This window comes from Streptomyces sp. NPDC059743 (assembly GCF_042732975.1).
Classification (GTDB): Bacteria; Actinomycetota; Actinomycetes; order Streptomycetales; family Streptomycetaceae; genus Streptomyces.
On record NZ_JBHWGS010000013.1, the window covers coordinates 38,067 to 58,375 of the forward strand.

Below are 20,309 nucleotides of genomic sequence, written 5' to 3' on the forward strand. Positions count from 1 at the left end.
GGGCCGCTGACCGCTCGAAGGCTGCTGACCGCCCGTAGGCCGCCGGTTGTCCAAGGGCCGACCGCTGTCCGCGGGCTGCCGGTCGTCGGGCAATACCGTCCCCTTCCGCTCACTGGCCGGAATCGCCGGGCGGCGGCTGCCAGCTCTGCAGCACGGCGTCGAACTGCTTGCGCGTCGTCGCCCAGTCTTCCTCAGGACCGGACATATAGATCGCGTACTCGGTGCTGTTGTCGGCCGAGAAATAGATCTGGTCGATCGCATGCCGCGGGCCCGGCTGGCCCTTTTCCTCGATCCAGGTGAATTCCCAGAGAGCCGCTTGCGTCTGGCGGCGGAACGTGTTGGGGGCCAGTTTGACGCGTGCGTACTCCGGCAGCCGCTGAAGACTCTGCTCCAGGCTCAGCATGTGCAGATACGGATTCTCGAACTCGGGCGCGCTGACGCTGATCCGGATGAGATGGCGGCCGTTGTCGGGAGTGAAGTCGATCTGGTCGCCGTCCATCTGGCGTTCCCATCCCGGCGGGACGCTGAGGCTGAAGCCCTCGGGAGCCTCGACGCGCTGCCAGCCGTCGGTTATGGAGCCGGAGCCGCCGCCGTCCGTGCCGCCGCCCTGGTCCGTGCCGCCGTCTCCGCCCGCGCCGTTGCCGTCGTCCGTACCGGCACTCTCGTTCGTACCGCCGCTCGTCGGCTGACCGCCCGTGGTGCCCGCGCTCTGTGAGCCGTCGCCCTTGCCGTCATCGCTCCCGGCGTACTGGAGAGCGGCGTAGCCGGCACCGCCGCCGAGGACCGCCGCGAGGACGACGGCCACGGCCGTCGTACGCCAGCGGCGACGGCGGCCGGGCCCGAGTGCGGGTACGGGCCCGGATACCGGTACTGGCCCAGGAACAGGCGTGGGTACGGGTACAGGCGCAGGCGCTACGGAGGGCACCGGCGCGGTGGCCGACCACCGGTCGCCGTTCGGCATGACCTGCGTCGGCGCGTACGCCTGCGCCTCGTCGGACGGACGTCCCTCCAGCACCGCGCGCAGCATCCGCTCGGTCTCGGCCGCTCCGGGCCGTCCCGCCGGGTCCTTGCACAGCAGCGCGGCGATCACGGGTGCCAGCGGTCCCGCCTGGCCCGGGTGGTCCGGCTCGTCCGTGACCACGGCCTGCATGGTGGAGAGCGGTGAGGAGCGACGGAACGGCGAGGTGCCCTCGACGGCCGTGTAAAGCGTGACGCCCAGCGACCAGAGGTCGGAGGCGGGGCCCGGATCGCTGCCGCGTACCCGTTCGGGCGCCAGATAGTCGATGGACCCGATGAGTTCACCGGTCCTGGTGATGGTGGAATCACCTTCGATCGCCGCGATACCGAAGTCCGTGAGCAGTACGCGGCCGTCGCGCGCGAGCAGCACATTGCCCGGCTTCACATCGCGGTGGAGCACGCCGGCGGCATGGGCGGCACCGAGCGCGCCCAGCACCTCCAGCCCGATCCTGGCGGCCTCACGGAAGTGGACAGGACCCGATTCCTTCGTGGTGTCGGCGAGCGAAGGGCCGTCGACGTACTGCATGACGATCCACGGCCGGTCGTCGTGGTCGAGGACATCGTGGACCATGACCACACCCGGATGGGTTATACGCGCGGCGGCCCGCGCCTCCTTCTGGGTGCGCTGGTGCAGTACGGCCCGGTCGGCCTCGGAGACATAGCGTCCCGCCGTCAACTCCTTGACGGCGACGGTCCGGTGCAGGACCTCGTCATGCGCGCGCCACACCTTGCCCATGCCTCCGGCGCCGATGGTCTCGCCGAGCCGGTAACGCCCGGCGAGCACCAGCCCCGTACCCGTACCCGTACCTGTACCAGCGGTCGCACCTGCACCCGTACCGGTACCCGTACCCGCGCCCGTGCTCTGTGAATGGTCCACGTCCCCCGCCCTGTTCCTTGGGAACCACAGGTTACGGAGGCGACGCGCGGACACGGAACCTCGGGTCGAGCACGGAAACAGCACTGTGACGCGGGAACGCGCCGCCACAGCACCGGCCGGCACCGCCGCCAAGGGCAGCGACCGCTCAGCCCGTCACCTGGTAGGCGGTCGTGGCCTGTTGGTAGATCTCGTCCACCTGGTCACGCTGGCTGTCGGGACCGATCACCTGGATGATGTGGTACCGGCCGTCGACGATCATGGCCAGATTCCGTACGAAGACCTCGCGCCCGCTGCTGTCCTGCCAGGTGTACTGCCCTTCCGCCATGGCCTGCCGGCCCACGTCTATCCGGCGCAGCCCGGAGGCCGTGGCCCAGGAGGAGTCCCGGAAGGGCTGGAGCTCCCGCTCCTTGTCGCGCTGGTACACCATGGGATCGCCGCCGTTGTCCGCCACGCTGTCCCGGCCCGGGACGACGATCAGCGTGAAGTCGCCACCGACATAGCGGACTTGCCCGCTGTCGTTGATGGAGCTCCGCTGCCAGTCCTTGTCGACGCCGATCCGGAAGCCCTCCGGGTCGTCGCGCAGGACATATCCGTCGGCGAGATCGACGGCGGAGCCGGAGGTCTGCGGAGCGGAGGTGTTGGGATCCGAGGGAGTGGGATCCGCCGTGCCCGTGCCCTTGCCGTCCGTGCTCCGGTCGTCCGGGGACTGCGGCGCCGAGGACGCGCCGGGCGTCGCCTCGCCCACGCTCTGGCCCTGCTGTCCCGTATCGGCCTTGGGCATGAACATCACGGCGTACACGACGGCGCCCACGAGCAGAAGCAGTATCAGCACCAGGAGGACACGGCCCAGGGAACGCGGGCCACGGCCGCCGCTCCGCCCGGACCTGTCCGGCCGCCGGTCCAGCCGCTCCGGCCGGTCGTACGACTCCTCGGACTCGTACGACCGCGGGTGCGGGCGCGCCTGTGGATGGGCCTGCTCATGGGACTGCTGATACTCGGGCTCGGACGGGTGCTCGTGCTGGTGCTCCTGCTGATACTGCCGCTGCTCTTCGAGACCGGCCCTGCCGCCCTTCTCCTTGCGCTCCTTGCCCTTCTTGTGCCGGTGACGTCCGGCGTCGCCCTTGCGTCCACGGCGCCTGCGCACCAGCTCGCCGCGCCGGCGCACTATCGGCAGCCGTGTCTCGTCCGCCGGTATCGGTACGACGTCCAGACCGGCCTCCGGCTCGGGCGCCGACCGGACGAGCGAGCGCAGCCAGCCGCGCAGCTCCTCGAAGTCCGGCCGCTCGGTCGGGTCCTGACGCAGCAGCGACTCGACCACGGGACGCAGCGGGCCGCACTCCTCGGCGAAGGCGGGCGGCTCGGCGCAGACGAGCTGGACCAGCTCGACGGCGCTCTCCTCCGGATACGGAGCATGTCCCTGCACCGCGCGATAGAGCAGCGCGCCGAGGGCCCATAGATCGGTGGCAGGGCCGATGGGCGGCGCGAGCTGCCAGTTCTCGTGCACGGGGCCCGCCTGCTCGGGCGCCCAGCGCTCCGTGACCGCTCCGACGACCGCGATACGGGCCTGCCGCGCGCGCTCGGCGGCGAGTGGCGTCGCGGGGCCTCGGTAGGCGGGCACGGAGCCGCTCGCCACGATGTCGTCCCACCGCCCGGCGCCCGCGCCCGGTCCGGCCACGGCGGGCAGCCGTGCGGTCTCCCGCTGGGCGTCGGCGCGCAGCGCGTCGCTCGCACCGCCCGACGGCCAGCCGCCGCCACCGCTGCGACCGCTGCCGGGCCCGGAGTACGGCGTGTCTCCGCCACGGGCCATGACGATCTCGCCGCCCTGCCCGGTCCCGGTACCGCCCGCGCCGCCGGTGCCGAAAGGACCCGCCGAGTCCGGACCGTACGGGCTGCCGCCACCGTGCTGGCTGCCGCCCGCCGGGACGGAGCCCGAGGCGTCGTTCCAGGGCGCCGGGCCGTCGCGCCAGGTGCCGGCCAGTTCGGCGCGGTAGGGCGTCGGCGGCTCGTCGTCCTCGTCGGCGTCCGGCTCCTCGAACGTACGGGGCTGGGCCCACCAGTCCGGATCGTTGCCGCCGCCCTGTGGCGGCTCCTGCGGGCCCGTGCCGCCTGCGGGCAGGCCGGTGCCCGCGGAGGGCTCCGGCAGCGGCGGCACCGCGGGCCCGCCCTTGCCGGAGGCGCGCTGGTCCTCGCTGGCGCGCGCGGCGGCGCGCGCTCCCGCGCGGTAGGCCGCGATGGCACCGGCGCGCGCGGCCCGGATGTCTCCCGAGGCGGTCCCGCCGGGCAGCGCGCCGCGCGTGCCGTACGGCGCCGGGATTCCCGGTGTACCGCTGTGCGGACGCGGCATCGCGCCGGACGTACCGGACGAGGTGCCGTCGTCGTAAGGGCTCTCCGCGGCGCGGCCGGGGCCCAGCGCGGCCCGGCCAGGCGCTCCGGGCACTCCCGCGGTCGGCCCGGGGTCGTACGGCAGTTCCGGTGTCTCATGGCCGGCCGGCGCCTCCGGCCGCGCGAACTGCTCCCGTTGCCCGAGCTGTTCGGTGGCCGCGAATCCAGGATCGCCGCCGAGCTGCCCGGCGGCGCCGGAGCTCTCGTCGGCACCCAACTGCCGCTCGGCGTCCGGCCGTCCGCCGGAGCCCAGCCGCCCGTCGTGGCCGGGCAGCCCGTCGGGACCGCGCAGATCCGGCGGCTCGGGCACCGGCGCGTATCCGCACAGCGCCTCCTCCGCCGCGCCCGCCGCGAGCCCGGTCAGTACGACCCGGCCGTCGTCGCAGACGAGCACCGTACGGACGGTGATGTTCCGGTGGGTCCAGCCGTGCGCGTGCAGCACACGTACGGCGGTGAGCACATCGGAGGCGATCTCCGCCGCCCGGAACGGATTCAGCGGCTTCTCGGCGAGCAGCGCGGCCAGCGGTCTGGCGGCGACGAGTTCACTCACTATCCACAGCGAGCCACCGTCCGCGAACACGTCGAAGACCTGGTCGAGCCGTGGATGGTCGGGGATCTGGGCGGCGCTCTGGGCGGCCTCTATGGCCCGCCGCACCGCCGGGTCGGTGGCCTTGCGCGGCGCGCGCCCGGGAACCCGCCGTGGCGCGGCGGTCCCTTCCGCGTCCACGACCTCGGCCTCCACGACCTCCGGCAACGGCACCTGTCTGACGAGGACTTCCTGCCCGCTGTACGTGTCGAACGCCCGGGTCTCGACGAGTTCGTACTCGTCGGACGGCGGCAACGGCAGGCGATAGCGGTCGGCCAGCACCCGCCCCGCGTAGTCGTCCACAACGCCTCCCCACAAACACGCTGTCTCCCGGTCCCGGAGACCCGCGAAACCGCCAATTCCGGTCGTTTACCGGCTCATTGTGGATGCGTACGGTTCGCGGGTTCTCACGATACGTGGCCGCAGGCGAACATGCCGCAGGGTCGGGACAACCCGCTGCGGAACGTTTACATCCGGTTCGCGGAGCCGATCACGGAGCCGGTCACCGCGACGGCCGGAATTCGCCGGTCCGGTCAGCCCTTCGGCTGGAACGTGTCGAACGCCGTTTCGCGCAGCGTCACGCACTCCTTCTCGTCCCACTCGCTCGCCGGGCAACTGACCATGATCGAGTAGCCGCGCTTGGCATCGATCTTGAAGCCTCGGTCGAGCACCCTGGTCCGCTGACCGCCCTCGTTCCGCTCGAACGTCCAGTCGGCGACGGTCGGATAGCCGTTGTAGTCGGCCTTCTTGATACCTATGAGCTTGTAGTTGCTGCTGCTGCCTCTGACCGCCGCCTCAAGCCCTTGCCACGCCGCCACCGCGTCGTCGGTCGGACTGTCGTTGAAGTCGACCTGGACGCGCGGGAATCCACCGTCGGCGCTGTAGATACCGCCTGAGTTCTGCCCGGCTATGCCCGTTCTGTGGAATCCCTTGGGCATCGCCATCGAGAACCGGAACCGCCCGTCGCTCACCGTGGCATAGCCCGCGGGCAACGCGTCGCCTCCGGCTTCCTTGCCGCCGGAGTCACCGGAGTCACCGGAGTCGCCTGAGTCGTCGGACGCGTCCGAACCGGAACCGGAGTCGCCGGACTCATTCCCGGCCGAGGCCGCCGCGTCCCCCTGGCCTTTGCCGTTGGCGCTCTTGTCCGGCTCGGGGCTCTGTGCTTGATCCTTGCCCTTGGCATCGCCGGCGCCGGCGCCCGCCGATGACGCCGTGCCGTCGGTGCCCTTCTCCGACGCCTTACCGTCTCCGCCATTGAGGGCGACGATCAGAACGGTGGACACCAGGGCCAGCGCGGCCACGACCGCGATGATCACCAGCGTGCGCCTGGGCACCACATCAGTGAGCGAGGCGCGCGGCGGCGAGGGCCGCGACGGCTGGGCCGGCTCGGGCCGCTGCCCTGCGCCGGGCGTCGCCGAGGCGGCGTTCCGTACGGAGCGCAGCGCACCGCGCATCCGGTCGCCGCCCGCCTCACCGGCGGAACTCATGGCCGTCGGCGCGGACTTGTCCTCGGCGGGCAGCGGCGGCAGCGGTACGACCCGGGTGGCGTCGGGGCCCGGCTCGGGCGCGCCCGGCGGCTGTTCGGGCGCCTCGATGATGTCGTTGAGGAGCGCCCGCGCGCCCGCGTCGTCGAGCCGCTGCGCCGGATCCTTGGCGAGCAGCCCGTAGATGACCTCCTCCAACGGGCCCGCGTTCTTGGGCGGATCGAGCGGCTCGGTCATCACGGCGGTGAGTGTGGCGATCGCGGAGCCCTTGTCGTAGGGCGGGCAGCCCTCCACCGACGCGTAGAGCAGACCGCCGAGCGACCAGAGATCGGCGGCGGGCCCCGGCTTGTGGCCACGGGCGCGCTCCGGCGAGATGTACGAGGGAGCGCCGACGAGCATGCCGGTGGAGGTGACCGACGGATCGCCCTCGACTTGGGCGATGCCGAAGTCCGTGAGCACCACGCGCCCGTCCTCGGCGATCAGCACATTGGACGGCTTCACATCGCGGTGCAGAATGCCCTCGCGGTGCGCGGAGCGCAGTACGTCGAGAACCGCGAGCCCGACCTCGGCGGCGCGCTTCGGTGTCAGTATGCCGTCCTCGCGGACGGCCTCGGCGAGCGACTTGCCCTCGATCAGCTCCATGACGATCCAAGGCCGGTCGTCCTCGTCCACGACGTCATAGACCGTGACCGCCCCGTTGTTGCGGATCCGGGCGATCGCCTTGGCCTCGCGCAGCGTACGTGTGATGAGCCGGCGCTTCTCGTCCTCGTCGATGCTGGAAGGGAACCGCAGCTCCTTCACCGCGACCGTACGGCCGAGCGTCTCGTCGAGGGCCCGCCAGACCGTGCCCATACCGCCACGGCCGAGCACCGCGCCGAGCCGGTACCTGCCCGCGAGCAGACGCCCTTCCGGGCTGCCTGCGGCGCTGCCGACGGCGCCGGAGCTCTTCGCCTCGTCCCGGGCGCTCTTCTCCTCGTCCCGCTGAGGCTCCTGCGCCGTGTCCCGCGACTGCTTCGACTCCGACATGCGTCCCCTCTGCGATCCCTGATCCTGGCCCGCGACTGCCGCCCGCCCGCGCGGTGCCGTAACGCGCCCTGACAGAGCCTTCATTGTCCCTCACTCCGGGACCGTCACCGCTCCCGGGGCCTGGGTACATCATGGCCTTGTTCGCACTTGACACAAATGTGCTGGGTACGCGTGTGCCTCATGGGAACGGAGTGACAGAAGATACAACGAACGGCGAACGCGGCCGACTCCGCTCTCCCCGCCGTCAGATCGCCACGATGTCCGGTGCGCCGAGCCGCGCCGCGTCCGCCGTCTGGTCGTCCGGCTGCCGCTGCGACTCCCGCTCCGCCTCCACCCGCTTCTCGTAATACTCGACCTCCCGCTCGATCCGGTCCTTGTCCCAGCCGAGCACCGGCGCCATCAGCTCCGCGCACTCCCGCGCGCTGCGCGTGCCGCGGTCGAAGGTCTCGATCGAGATCCTGGTCCGCCGAGTCAGCACATCTTCGAGATGGCGTGCTCCTTCGTGCGAGGCCGCGTAGACCACCTCGGCGCGCAGATAGTCGTCGGCCGCCGCCAGCGGTTCGCCCAGACCGGGATCGGCGGCGATCATCTCCAGCAGCTCCTCCACCAGCGTCCCGTACCGGTTCAACAGGTGCTCCACACGCGCCACATGGATTCCGGTGCGCGCGGCCATCCTCGCCCGCGCGTTCCACAGCGCGTGATAGCCCTCCGCGCCGAGCAGCGGAATGTCCTCCGTGACACACTCCGCCACGCGCTGGTCGAGGCCGTGCACCGCCTCGTCCACCGCGTCCTTGGCCATCACCCGGTATGTCGTGTACTTGCCGCCCGCGACCACCACCATGCCGGGCACCGGATGCGCGACCGTGTGCTCGCGCGAGAGCTTGCTCGTCGCGTCCGACTCGCCGGCGAGCAGCGGGCGCAGCCCCGCGTACACGCCCTGGACGTCGTCCCGGGTCAGCGGGACGGACAGCACCGCGTTCACACGCTCCAGCAGATAGTCGATATCGGCGCTGGAGGCCGCCGGATGGGCCTTGTCGAGATCCCAGTCGGTGTCGGTGGTGCCGATGATCCAGTGGCGTCCCCAAGGGATGACGAACAGAACCGATTTCTCCGTGCGCAGAATCAGCCCGGTCGCGGAGTGGATCCGGTCCTTGGGCACGACGAGATGGATGCCCTTGGAGGCCCGGACATGGAACTGTCCGCGCTCGGCGATCAGTCCCTGGGTGTCGTCCGTCCACACTCCGGTGGCATTGACGACCTGTTTGGCCCTGATCTCGTACTCGCCGCCCGCCTCCACATCCTGCACACGCGCGCCGACGACCCGCTCGCCCTCCCGCAGAAAGCCCACGACCCGTGCGCCGCCCGCCACCTGCGCGCCATACGTCGCCGCCGTACGGACCAAGGTCGCCACATAGCGCGCGTCATCCATCTGGGCGTCGTAATACTGCAACGCGCCCACCAGCGCGTCCTTCTTCAGACAGGGCGCCACCCGCAGCGCGTGCCGCCGGGAGAGATGGCGGTGGACGGGCAGCCCGCGCCCGTGCCCCGACGACACCGACATCGCGTCGTACAGCGCGACGCCCGAGCCCGCGTAGAACCGCTCCCAGCCCTTGTGCCGCAGCGGATACAGAAAAGGCACCGGCTTCACGAGATGAGGTGCCAGCTTCTCCAGCAGCAGGCCTCGCTCCTTGAGCGCTTCCCTCACCAGCGCGAAGTCAAGCATCTCCAGATAGCGCAGCCCGCCGTGGATCAGCTTGCTCGAACGGCTCGATGTGCCGGCCGCCCAGTCGCGCGCCTCGACAAGTCCGGTCGACAGCCCTCGGGTCACGGCATCGAGGGCGGTCCCGGCCCCGACCACACCCGCGCCCACCACCAGCACGTCCAGTTCACGCTCGGCCATCGCCGCGAGCGCCCGCAAGCGCTCGGCGGGTCCCAGTCTCGCTGTCCTCACTGCTGCCTCCCGTAGTCCCCCGTCTGGTCAGGCTCACCACATCGATTCTGTCCGCACCACACGACTTCAGCCACCGCCTGTGGATAACACCGGTCACACCCGAGGCGACAACGGGAAACACGGAAACGAACACGCGGAGAAACACACTTGCCCGGCCGCGCAATACCGCATAACGGTCATATTTAAGCCTAGTCTGACATTGCGCTTCCCCATTCTGTCCACCGGGCTTGCGCTCACTGTCCACTTCGGCTACGGGAAGGACGGCCACCACCGTGCCCGCAGATCTCGCCGTCATCGGTCTCGGCCATCTCGGCCTGCCTCTCGCCCAGGCCGCCGTGGCCGCCGGTGTCGACACCATCGGCTACGACACCGACCCGTGGCCCGTCGCCGAACTGGCCGCGGGACATCCACCGGTCGAGGGCTCGCTCACCGCCTCCGAGATCCGCCGGATGCTCTCGGGCGGCTTCCGGCCGACCACCAACCCGACCGATCTCGGCCGCGTCCGTACCGCCGTCATCTGCGCGCCCACGCCGCTCGGCGCCGACCGCACGCCGGATCTGAGCGCGGTCGGCGAGGCGGCCCGCGCACTGGCCGCCCGGCTGCGCCCGCACACCACCGTCCTGCTGGAGTCGCCCGTGGCGCCCGGCACCACGGAGGGCTTCCTGCGCACCATCCTGGAGGACGGCTCGGGCCTGCGCGCCGGACGCGACTTCCATCTCGCCTACTCGCCCGGCAGGCTCGACCCGGGCAACCGCACCCATGGCCTCGCCAACACCCCCAAGGTGATCGGCGGTCTCACCCCGGCCTGCACCGAATCGGCCGCCACCTTCTACGGACGGCTGACCGAGAAGGTCGTACGGGCGCGCGGCCCGCGCGAGGCCGAGACCGTCAAGCTCCTCGAAACCAACTTCCGGCATGTCAACATCGCGCTCGTCAACGAGATGGCCGTGCTCTGCCATGACCTCGGCGTGGACCTCTGGGACGTGATCCGCTGCGCCGAGACCAAACCGTTCGGCTTCCAGGCCTTCCGGCCCGGCCCCGGTGTGGGCGGCCACGGCGTACCGATGGACCCGAGCTGTCTGCCGCACGCGGGCCGCACGCCCGGCCATCCGCTCCGTATGGTCGGTCTCGCCCAGGAGATCAACTCACGGATGCCGCAGTACGTCATCCAGCGCTGCGCCACGCTCCTGAACGAGCACGGCAAGTCCGCGCGCGGCGCGCGGATCCTGCTGCTCGGCGTCACCTACAAGCAGGACCTCGCCGACCAGGAGAGTTCACCGGCCAGGGAGATCGCCTGCCGGCTGATGGACCTGGGCGCGACGGTCAGCTACCACGATCCGTATGTCCCCGACTGGCGGGTGCGCCAGGTGCCCGTCCCGCGCGCGGACTCGCTCTACGAGGCCGCCGCCGACGCCGATCTGACGGTGCTGCTCCAGCACCACCGTACGTACGACCTCCAGGGCCTGGCGGTCAAGGCGCAGCTCCTGCTGGACACCCGGGGAGCGAGCCCGGCGGGAGCGGCGTACCGGCTCTGATCAAATACGTACGGGAGTGTCGTACCGGACTGCTACTGTCCTGGCCCATCGTGCTCAAGTCATGCGCACGACACTCGTCCCGTGGGGGGATCTTCAGTATGAGTCAGCCCGTTCCACCACCCGGCAACCCGTTCGCCGACGGCGCCGTCCAGCCCGAGCCGTTCGGCGCGCCGCCGGCCCCGGTCCGCGACAACATCGGACTCGGTCTTGTGGCGGCCCTGGTCGCGGCTCTCGTCGCCGCCGGGGTGTACGGCGGGATCGCCGGCGCCATCGAGCGCGAGATCGGCTGGGCCGCCATCGGCGTGGGTTTCCTGGTCGGATTCGCCGCGGGCAAGGTCGGCGGGCCCAGCCCCGTCCTGCCGGTCGCCGGAGCCGTCCTGTCGCTGGGCGCCGTCTACCTCGGCCAGCTCATCGGTATCGCGATGATCGTCGCGAAGGAGCTGAACGTCTCGGCGACGGATGTCTTCTTCAACAACTTCGGTCTGCTGGGCGACGCGTGGAGCGAGAGCAAGGACCTCATGACCTTCGTCTTCCTCGCGTTCGCCGCGTTCGCCGCGTTCGCGGGCGCCAAGAAGGCGGCCGAGTAAGGACATCGCGCTGAGGACATCGTGGTAAGGGCGTCACCGACGCCGAAGGTGCCCGGACCACGTGCTGGTCCGGGCACCTTCCGTACAGCGCCGAAGAAACTCAGCGGCGGTGCTGCGAGTCCGCCACCGTCACCTCGACCCGCTGGAACTCCTTGAGTTCGCTGTAGCCCGTCGTCGCCATCGCCCTCTTCAGCGCGCCGAAGAAGTTCATCGATCCGTCCGGGATGTGCGAAGGCCCGGTCAGGACCTCCTCCGTCGTCCCGACGACACCCAGATCCACCAGCTTGCCGCGCGGCACGTCCTCATGGACCGCCTCCATGCCCCAGTGGAGTCCCTTGCCCGGCGCGTCCGACGCCCGCGCCAGCGGCGAGCCGATCATCACCGCGTCCGCGCCGCACGCGATCGCCTTGGGCAGATCGCCGGACCAGCCGACGCCGCCGTCCGCGATGACATGCACATACCGCCCGCCGGACTCGTCCATGTAGTCCCGGCGGGCCGCCGCGACATCCGCGACCGCCGTGGCCATCGGCACCTGGATGCCCAGCACATTGCGCGTGGTGTGCGCGGCGCCGCCGCCGAAGCCGACCAGCACGCCCGCCGCGCCCGTACGCATGAGATGCAGCGCCGCCGTGTACGTGGCGCAGCCGCCGACGATGACCGGCACATCCAGCTCGTAGATGAACTGCTTCAGATTCAACGGCTCGGCGGCACCGGAGACATGCTCGGCGGAGACCGTCGTCCCGCGGATGACGAAGATGTCGACGCCGGCGTCCACCACGGCCTTGGAGAACTGCGCGGTGCGCTGCGGCGAGAGCGCGGCGGCCGTGACCACGCCGGAGTCCCGTACCTCCTTGATGCGCTGCCCGATCAGCTCTTCCTTGATCGGCTCGGCGTAGATCTCCTGGAGCCTGCGGTTGGCGCTCGGCCCGTCGAGACCGGAGATCTCGTCGAACAGCGGCGCCGGGTCCTCGTACCGGGTCCACAGGCCTTCCAGGTTGAGCACACCCAGACCGCCCATCTCACCGATCCGGATCGCGGTCGCCGGAGAGACGACCGAGTCCATCGGAGCCGCCAGGAAGGGCAGCTCGAACCGGTAGGCGTCGATCTGCCAGGCGATCGAGACCTCCTTCGGGTCCCGGGTGCGCCGGCTCGGGACGACGGCGATGTCGTCGAAGGCATACGCCCTGCGACCGCGCTTGCCGCGCCCGATCTCGATCTCAGTCACGATGTGTGGCCTTTCGCTCTGCGTCTGCGTTGTCCAGTATCCCCGAACCGCCCCGCGCACCCCCGGCGCACCCATGAGGGGCGGTCCCGTACCTTCAGGGCCGCCCCTCATGGGCACACTCGCTCAGCGCTCCGTCAGCTCCGTGCCGCGTCAGCTCCTGGTGTAGTTCGGCGCCTCGACCGTCATCTGGATGTCGTGCGGGTGGCTCTCCTTGAGCCCCGCCGAGGTGATCCGTACGAACCGGCCGCGCTCCTGGAGCTCGGGCACCGTGCGTCCGCCGACATAGAACATCGACTGGCGCAGTCCGCCGGTGAGCTGGTGGACGACGGCGGAGAGCGGGCCGCGGTAGGGCACCTGGCCCTCGATGCCCTCGGGCACCAGCTTCTCGTCGGAGGCCACGCCCTCCTGGAAGTAGCGGTCCTTGGAGAACGAACGCTGTTCGCCGCGGGACTGCATCGCGCCGAGCGATCCCATGCCGCGGTACGACTTGAACTGCTTGCCGTTGATGAAGAGCAGCTCGCCCGGCGACTCCTCGCATCCGGCGAGCAGCGAGCCGAGCATCACCGAGTCGGCGCCCGCGACCAGCGCCTTGGCGATGTCGCCGCTGTACTGGAGACCGCCGTCGCCGATGACCGGGACGCCCGCCTCCTTGGCGGCGAGCGAGGCCTCGTAGATCGCGGTGACCTGCGGAACGCCGATACCGGCGACCACGCGCGTCGTACAGATGGAGCCCGGGCCGACACCGACCTTGATGCCGTCGGCGCCGGAGTCGATCAGCGACCGCGCGCCGTCACGGGTGGCGATGTTGCCGCCGATGACATCCACCGCGGAGTTGGACTTGATCTTGGCGACCATGTCCCCGACCAGCCGGGAGTGGCCATGCGCGGTGTCCACGACGATGAAGTCGACGCCCGCCTCGATCAACGCCTGCGCGCGTTCGTACGCGTCGCCCGCGACGCCGACGGCCGCGCCGACGAGCAGCCGGCCGTCCTTGTCCTTGGCCGCGTTCGGGTACTTCTCGGCCTTGACGAAGTCCTTGACGGTGATCAGGCCCTTGAGGACACCCGCGTCGTCCACCAGCGGCAGCTTCTCGATCTTGTGCCGGCGCAGCAGCTCCATGGCGTCCACACCGGAGATACCGACCTTGCCGGTGACCAGCGGCATCGGCGTCATGACCTCGCGCACCTGGCGCGTACGGTCCGCCTCGAAGGCCATGTCGCGGTTGGTCACGATGCCCAGCAGCTTGCCGCCGCGGTCGATGACCGGAACGCCGCTGATGCGGAACTTGGCGCAGAGCTGGTCGGCCTCGCCGAGCGTCGCGTCCGGATGGACCGTGATCGGATCGGTGACCATGCCGGACTCGGAGCGCTTCACCAGATCGACCTGGTTGGCCTGGTCGGCGATGGAGAGATTGCGGTGCAGCACACCCGCGCCGCCCTGCCGCGCCATGGCGATCGCCATCCGGGCCTCGGTGACCTTGTCCATCGCCGCGGAGAGCAGCGGGATGTTCACCCGTACGTTCTTGGAGATGTACGAGGAGGTGTCGATGGCGTCGGGCGTCATGTCGGACGCGCCCGGCAGCAGCAGCACGTCGTCGTATGTCAGCCCGAGCGTCGCGAATTTCTCGGGCACTCCGTCGACGTTTGCAGTCATGACACCTTCCCCAAATGGCCTTGATCGGTGCGGATGTCCATGCTAACGGGCTCCGCACGCCTCACATTCCACACCGGTGTACCCGATCTTCCGCACCCGGGTGCCGATCGCGTCACACACCATGGCCCGTTCCACGTTCCGGATCGCGGCCGGTGTCACTGCTCCACCGGCCGGTGTCGGTGCTCCATGGCCCGTGTCACTGCTCCGCCAGCGCCCGCAGTCTGCTCAGCGCGCGGTGCTGGGCGACCCGGACCGCGCCCGGGGACATCCCCAGCATCTGTCCGGTCTCCTCCGCCGTCAGCCCGACCGCGACCCGCAGCACCAGCAGTTCGCGCTGGTTCTCCGGCAGATTGGCGAGCAGTTTCTTGGCCCACTCGGCGTCGCTGCTGAGCAGCGCCCGCTCCTCCGGGCCGAGCGAGTCGTCGGGCCGCTCCGGCATCTCGTCGGACGGTACGGCCGTGGATCCCGGATGGCGCATGGCGGCCCGCTGGAGATCGGCGACCTTGTGCCCGGCGATGGCGAAGACGAACGCCTCGAAGGGCCTGCCGGTGTCGCGGTACCGCGGCAGCGCCATCAGGACCGCGACACAGACCTCCTGCGCGAGGTCCTCCACGAAGTGCCGCGCGTCGCCGGGCAGCCTGCTCAGCCGCGTACGGCAGTAGCGCAGCGCGAGCGGATGCACACGGGCCAGAAGATCGTGAGTGGCCTGTGCGTCGCCGTCGACGGCACGGTGAACGAGCGCACCGATCACCGTGGTCTCGTCATCGCGCATCGGACCATGGTGCCTTGGCGGCTGCTGATCGGTGGCACCGCGTCCGTAGTTGTGCACCGAAGCGTTATGAGCGGGTGCGGCAGAACTCATCCTCTGCGCCCTCCCCTCGCGCTCGTCCGACTCGTCCCCGAGGAACTCCACACCCTCAAGGATGCGGCATCGCGCGGGAAACGGATGCGCACGGGCGTACGTTGCCCCGCCCCGCCCAGGTCCTGTCCGGCTGGACAGGACCCGGCAGCGGACGGGTGGTGCGGGCTTTCGGCCGGCCTCGGCGGGCCTGCCGCCTCGGCGGCCGGGCCCGGCGTGGCGGACCGGGCCCCGGTCTCAGCGGACCAGGCCCCAGCGGAAACCGAGCGCCACCGCGTGCGCGCGGTCCGAGGCACCGAGCTTCTTGAAGAGCCGCCTGGCGTGTGTCTTGACCGTGTCCTCGGAGAGGAACAGCTCACGGCCGATCTCCGCGTTCGACCGGCCGTGGCTCATGCCTTCGAGCACCTGGATCTCACGCGCGGTGAGCGTGGGCGCGGCGCCCATCTCGGCCGAGCGCAGCCGGCGCGGCGCGAGCCGCCAGGTCGGATCGGCGAGCGCCTGGGTGACGGTCGCGCGCAGTTCGGCGCGCGAGGCGTCCTTGTGCAGATAACCGCGGGCACCGGCGGCGACCGCGAGCGCGACACCGTCCAGGTCCTCCGCGACCGTGAGCATGATGATCCGGGCTCCGGGATCGGCCGAGAGCAGCCTGCGGACCGTCTCGACACCGCCCAGGCCCGGCATCCGTACATCCATCAGAATCAGATCGGACCGATCGGCGCCCCAGCGGCGGAGGACTTCCTCGCCGTTGGCCGCGGTCGTCACGCGCTCGACGCCGGGCACGGTCGCGACCGCGCGGCGGAGCGCCTCTCGGGCAAGCGGGGAGTCGTCGCAGACGAGGACGGATGTCATGACCGTCCTCCGCAGCTGATGCGCGTCACCTTGAGCCTCCAGGCTGAGTACATATCGTCACCTGTGCGATTGACGCTCTCGGACATGTGCCCGAGCGCTCGTTCTGTCAACCGCCTCGCACACTCAACGACGGTCACTCGAAAGAGTTACGGGTCGGACGGTGGAGTTCGGCACTCCCTGTGAGGGGTCGGACACAGAGGAGAGCGCCGCAGGTCGCCGGGGTCTCACTCAGAGCTATGCCCTATTTGGCGGCTTTTCTTCACTTTTACTGGTGTCTGTGGCTAGATTCGCAATGAGTCATATTTACATCTACTTGGATAGTAGATGTACGGTCGTGAGCACCGGTGCGAGTTGCGCGTCGGGCTCGTACCCGGCGTCCAAGCGGCCCGTATCCACTTAGCACGGTTTCAAGGGGACATGAGCAATGGCAGATTTCTCCCGCCTTCCCGGACCGAACGCAGATCTGTGGGACTGGCAGCTCCTGGCAGCTTGTCGTGGTGTCGACAGTTCACTCTTCTTCCATCCGGAGGGTGAGAGAGGTGCGGCACGGAGCGCGCGTGAGAACTCGGCAAAAGAGGTGTGCATGCGATGCCCGGTACGCGCGGAGTGCGCGGCGCACGCGCTTGCGGTACGGGAGCCGTACGGCGTGTGGGGCGGACTGACCGAGGACGAGCGTGAGGAACTCATGGGACGTGCGCGCACCCGGCTGATCACCGCGTCGGCCTCGACCTCGGCGCCGGGCACGAACGGCGCCGACGGCCATGACAGCCACGACGGTCACACCAACGACTGACCCGGCAAGCACCGCCGATACATCGCAGAAACGTTCCTGCAACTCCCTTTCCGCCCGCGAGGGATCAGCGCGCGGCGGCCAGGACCAGCTGATCCAATGTCGCCGCCACCGCCGGCACCTGCGCCAGATCAGGCAGCGTCAGAGCGACGATCTCCCGGTGGACCGACGGCTCGACCGTGAGCGTACGGACACCTCTGGGACGTACGGCCTCCAGCGCCAGCTCCGGCAGCATCGCCACTCCCAGCCCCGCCGCGACCAGGCCGATCACGGCCGGATAGTCGTCCGTCGCGAAATCGATCCGGGGCGTGAATCCCGACTCCTCGCAGGCGTCCACGAGTTGCTTGCGGCAGCGCGGACAGCCCGCGATCCACGGCTCGTCCGCCAGCTCACCGATCGCGACCGTCCCCGCGCGCTCACTCGCGCCCTCACCCTCACCCTCACCCTCACCCGCGCCCTCGCTCGCGCCCGCCAGCCGGTGCCCTTCCGGGACCACTCCGACGAGCCGGTCCACCAGCAGCGGACGCACGACCAGGTCGTCCCACTCCGCGGCGGAGCCGCCGTACCGGAACGCCAGCGCCACATCGCAGTCGCCCTCGCGCAGCATCACCGCGGAGGCCGGCGGCTCGGCCTCTACGAGCGAGACCCGGGTGCCCGGATGGGCCGCGCGCAGGGCGGCGAGCGCGGTGGGCACCAGTGTGGAGCTGCCGCTCGGGAACGAGACCAGCCTGACCCGGCCCGCCCGCAGCCCCGCGATGGCCGCCATCTCCTCCTCGGCGGCGGTCAGTCCGGCGAGAATGCCCGTCGCATGCCGTACGAGCACCTCGCCCGCCTCCGTCAGCCGTGTCTCGCGGCCGGTCCTGACGATCAGCGGAGTGCCGGCGGACGCTTCGAGCGCCTTCATCTGCTGGCTGACCGCCGGCTGCGTACAGCCCAGTTCGCGCGCCGCCGCCGAGAAGGAGCCGGTGGCGGCCACGGTGCGCAGCACTCGGAGATGGCGGGCCTCGATCACTCCCTCACCATAAGAGAGTCTTTGGGAGATCGCCAGGTAGTCGATGGTTTGTTTGAGAGGAAGCCGGATGAGGCCGGATAACGTGGCGGGTATGAAGCTTCTGACCGTGAATGTGGGACGGCCGAAGGCCGTGGAGTACGCCGACATGGGCGCCACAGGGATCGACAAGCGGCCCGCCGACGGTCCCGTACGGGTGGCGGATCCGGGACCGAAGGGCGAGGGCGGGAGCGGTCTCGCCGGGGACACCGTCTGCGATCTGCGCCACCACGGCGGCAGCGATCAGGCGGTGTACGCGTTCGCGCGGGAGGATCTGGACTTCTGGGAGCGGGAGTTGGGCCGGCCGCTGCCCAACGGCACGTTCGGCGAGAATCTCACCACGTACGGCCTGGACATTACCGGCGCCAAGATCGGTGAGCGCTGGCGGATCGGCTCCGAGGTGGTGCTGGAGACGACGAGCGGGCGGATTCCGTGCCGTACGTTCCAGGCCTGGCTCGGCGAGACGGGCTGGATGAAGCGCTTCACGGGACAGGCCGTGACGGGCGCGTATCTACGGGTCATCACACCGGGCGAGATCCGCGCGGGCGATGCCATCGAGATCATCCACCGGCCCGCTCACGAGGTGACGGTCGCCATGGCGTTCCGTGCCGCCACCACCGAGCGCGCACTGCTGCCGCGCATCCTCGCCGCCGGAGAGGCGCTCCACGCCCGGGAGCTGAGGAGCGCGCGCGAGTATGTCGCCAAGTACGGAGACGGCGGGACGGCATAGCGGCGGAACGGCATGGAGGTCAGGGTTGCCCAAGGGACGGTAATGTCGGTGAAACGGCCCTGACCTGGGGCTTGTTGGGCGGAATACTTCTTGCGTAGGGGATGCCCCTGAGAGTGACCGATGGGGTCTCGGGGGCGCCTCGGGGGCGCCCCCGATGAAGTGAAGTGGCGCCCGCCGGGACGCTCTGAGCATGTCTGGCTTCAAGCGCGTCCTCATCATTCTGCTGTCGCTCGGGATCGTTCTCACCCTGGCGATCGGCGGTGGTCTCCTCTGGGTGTACTCCGGCGCCAAGGTCTCCACGGCCGGCCGCGGCGGCTTCCGTAACGAGCTGGCCGTACCACCGCTCGCCAAGTCGTCGGTCGATCCCGACGGCACCCGGGTCTTCGACCTGAAGATGCAGTCCGGCGAAACGGAGTTCACGGCCGGAAGGAGGACTCCGACCTGGGGCTTCAACGGCAGTTATCTCGGGCCCACACTGCGCGCCGAGCGCGGCGAGAAGGTCCGGGTGCGGGTACGGAACACACTGGACGAGGCCTCGACCGTGCACTGGCACGGGATGCGGCTGCCCGCGAAGATGGACGGCGGCCCGCACCAGATGGTCGCTCCCGGTACGGCCTGGTCGCCGCACTGGAAGATCGACCAGCCGGCCGCGACGCTCTGGTACCACCCGCATCCGCACGGCGAGACCGAGGACCATGTACAGCGCGGTCTTGCCGGGATGTTCATCCTCGACGACGCGAAGTCCCTCGGGCTCGGGCTGCCGGACACCTATGGCGTCAACGATCTGCCGCTGATCGTCCAGGACGTGAAGTTCGACGGAGCCCGGTTCGACCACGGACACGGAGTGCTCCAGACGGTCGGCTTCCTCGGTGACCAAACGATGGTGAACGGCACGCTCGATCCCTACCGCGTGGTCGAGGACGAACTCGTACGGCTGCGGCTCCTCAACGCCTCGACCGCCCGCACCTACGACTTCGGTTTTGACGACAGCCGCGCGTTCTCGCTCATCGCCACCGACGGCGGACTGCTGGAGAAGGCGGCGCCCATGGACCGGATCCAGCTCTCACCGGGCGAGCGTGCCGAGATAGTGGTGCGCGTACGGCCCGGGGAGCGGACCGTACTGCGCAACTATCCGCTCTCCATCGGCCAGGACTTCTACAACCAGCGCTTCAACGGCGGCGACGACACCTTCGACATCCTGGAACTCCGCGCGAGCAAGCATCTGCGTCACTCGCCCGCGCTGCCCGCCGCCTTCGGAAAGCTGGATCTGCCGGACGGTTCGCATGCCGCGCGCGGACGGTTCTTCAACCTCCAGGTGTCGGGAATCAACGGCAAGCCCATGAGCATGGGCCGGATCGACGACACGATCACGCGCGGGACCACGGAGGTCTGGACCGTACGGAACACCAATGGGATGCCGCACAACTTCCATGTCCACGGTGTGCAGTTCAAGGTGCTCTCGGTGAACGGCCGGGAGCCGGAACCGGCCCTGCGCGGCGCCAAGGACACCGTCTTCCTGCCGGACCGTACGACCGTGAAGCTGGCGATACGCTTCGACGGACCGGCCGATCCGAACGCTCCGTACATGTACCACTGCCATCTGCTCTACCACGAGGACCAGGGAATGATGGGCCAGTTCGTGGTGGTCGCCAAGGGACAGCGGGCGGGCCGTCCATCTGCCGTCCACGCACACCAGGGGCACTGACTCAG

14 protein-coding genes are annotated in these 20,309 nt (G+C 70.0%); 5 read left to right on the plus strand and 9 right to left on the minus strand.

The genetic code is table 11. The annotated features are described in order from the left end of the window. Positions 1-109 precede the first annotated feature (109 nt). The 4 genes from ACFV6H_RS23125 to ACFV6H_RS23140 form a co-directional block, all read right to left on the minus strand. Positions 110-1,801, minus strand: a complete 1,692-nt coding sequence (locus ACFV6H_RS23125) for a serine/threonine-protein kinase (protein WP_385545615.1) — start codon at positions 1,799-1,801, stop codon at positions 110-112. A gap of 238 nt (positions 1,802-2,039) precedes the next feature. Beyond that, positions 2,040-5,165 carry a protein kinase gene (locus ACFV6H_RS23130; protein WP_385545164.1) on the minus strand — a complete coding sequence of 1,042 codons (3,126 nt, stop codon included), beginning with the start codon at positions 5,163-5,165 and terminating at the stop codon, positions 2,040-2,042. A 230-nt stretch (positions 5,166-5,395) separates the two neighbouring features. Further along, positions 5,396-7,372, minus strand: a complete 1,977-nt coding sequence (locus ACFV6H_RS23135; RefSeq protein WP_385545166.1) for a protein kinase — start codon at positions 7,370-7,372, stop codon at positions 5,396-5,398. A 244-nt stretch (positions 7,373-7,616) separates the two neighbouring features. Beyond that, positions 7,617-9,323, minus strand: coding sequence for a glycerol-3-phosphate dehydrogenase/oxidase (locus ACFV6H_RS23140; protein WP_384789964.1), 1,707 nt, complete (start codon positions 9,321-9,323; stop codon positions 7,617-7,619). A 272-nt stretch (positions 9,324-9,595) separates the two neighbouring features. On the opposite strand from ACFV6H_RS23140, the gene ACFV6H_RS23145 reads away from it, so the two are divergent. Together ACFV6H_RS23145 and ACFV6H_RS23150 are read left to right on the plus strand one after the other, a co-directional pair. Continuing rightward, positions 9,596-10,858, plus strand: a complete 1,263-nt coding sequence (locus ACFV6H_RS23145) for a nucleotide sugar dehydrogenase (RefSeq protein ID WP_093589157.1) — start codon at positions 9,596-9,598, stop codon at positions 10,856-10,858. A 98-nt stretch (positions 10,859-10,956) separates the two neighbouring features. Beyond that, positions 10,957-11,445, plus strand: a complete 489-nt coding sequence (locus ACFV6H_RS23150; RefSeq protein ID WP_385545171.1) for a hypothetical protein — start codon at positions 10,957-10,959, stop codon at positions 11,443-11,445. A gap of 100 nt (positions 11,446-11,545) precedes the next feature. Here the strand turns inward: ACFV6H_RS23150 and ACFV6H_RS23155 are convergent, their stop codons facing one another. From ACFV6H_RS23155 to ACFV6H_RS23170, 4 genes are all read right to left on the minus strand, one after another. Next, positions 11,546-12,670 carry a GuaB3 family IMP dehydrogenase-related protein gene (locus tag ACFV6H_RS23155; protein ID WP_384789959.1) on the minus strand — a complete coding sequence of 375 codons (1,125 nt, stop codon included), beginning with the start codon at positions 12,668-12,670 and terminating at the stop codon, positions 11,546-11,548. A gap of 150 nt (positions 12,671-12,820) precedes the next feature. Then, complete coding sequence (gene guaB, locus ACFV6H_RS23160; RefSeq protein ID WP_093589168.1) at positions 12,821-14,323, minus strand: IMP dehydrogenase; 1,503 nt, start codon at positions 14,321-14,323, stop codon at positions 12,821-12,823. A gap of 196 nt (positions 14,324-14,519) precedes the next feature. After that, positions 14,520-15,095, minus strand: coding sequence for a sigma-70 family RNA polymerase sigma factor (locus tag ACFV6H_RS23165; RefSeq protein WP_066949642.1), 576 nt, complete (start codon positions 15,093-15,095; stop codon positions 14,520-14,522). A 324-nt stretch (positions 15,096-15,419) separates the two neighbouring features. Continuing rightward, positions 15,420-16,031 (minus strand): response regulator transcription factor, encoded by a 612-nt coding sequence (locus ACFV6H_RS23170; RefSeq protein WP_003948568.1) that lies wholly within the window; start codon positions 16,029-16,031, stop codon positions 15,420-15,422. A gap of 424 nt (positions 16,032-16,455) precedes the next feature. Here ACFV6H_RS23170 and ACFV6H_RS23175 point away from each other — a divergent pair, with 424 nt between their 5' ends. Continuing rightward, positions 16,456-16,824 carry a WhiB family transcriptional regulator gene (locus ACFV6H_RS23175; protein WP_384986787.1) on the plus strand — a complete coding sequence of 123 codons (369 nt, stop codon included), beginning with the start codon at positions 16,456-16,458 and terminating at the stop codon, positions 16,822-16,824. Positions 16,825-16,888: 64 nt separating this feature from the next. On the opposite strand, the gene ACFV6H_RS23180 is transcribed toward ACFV6H_RS23175, so the two are convergent. Further along, on the minus strand, positions 16,889-17,833 hold the full coding sequence (locus ACFV6H_RS23180; RefSeq protein ID WP_385545177.1) for a LysR substrate-binding domain-containing protein: 945 nt from the start codon (positions 17,831-17,833) through the stop codon (positions 16,889-16,891). 91 nt (positions 17,834-17,924) lie between these two features. On the opposite strand from ACFV6H_RS23180, the gene ACFV6H_RS23185 reads away from it, so the two are divergent. Beyond that, positions 17,925-18,599, plus strand: a complete 675-nt coding sequence (locus tag ACFV6H_RS23185; protein WP_385545179.1) for an MOSC domain-containing protein — start codon at positions 17,925-17,927, stop codon at positions 18,597-18,599. A 190-nt stretch (positions 18,600-18,789) separates the two neighbouring features. Then, on the plus strand, positions 18,790-20,304 hold the full coding sequence (locus ACFV6H_RS23190) for a multicopper oxidase family protein (RefSeq protein ID WP_385545182.1): 1,515 nt from the start codon (positions 18,790-18,792) through the stop codon (positions 20,302-20,304). Positions 20,305-20,309: the final 5 nt, after the last annotated feature.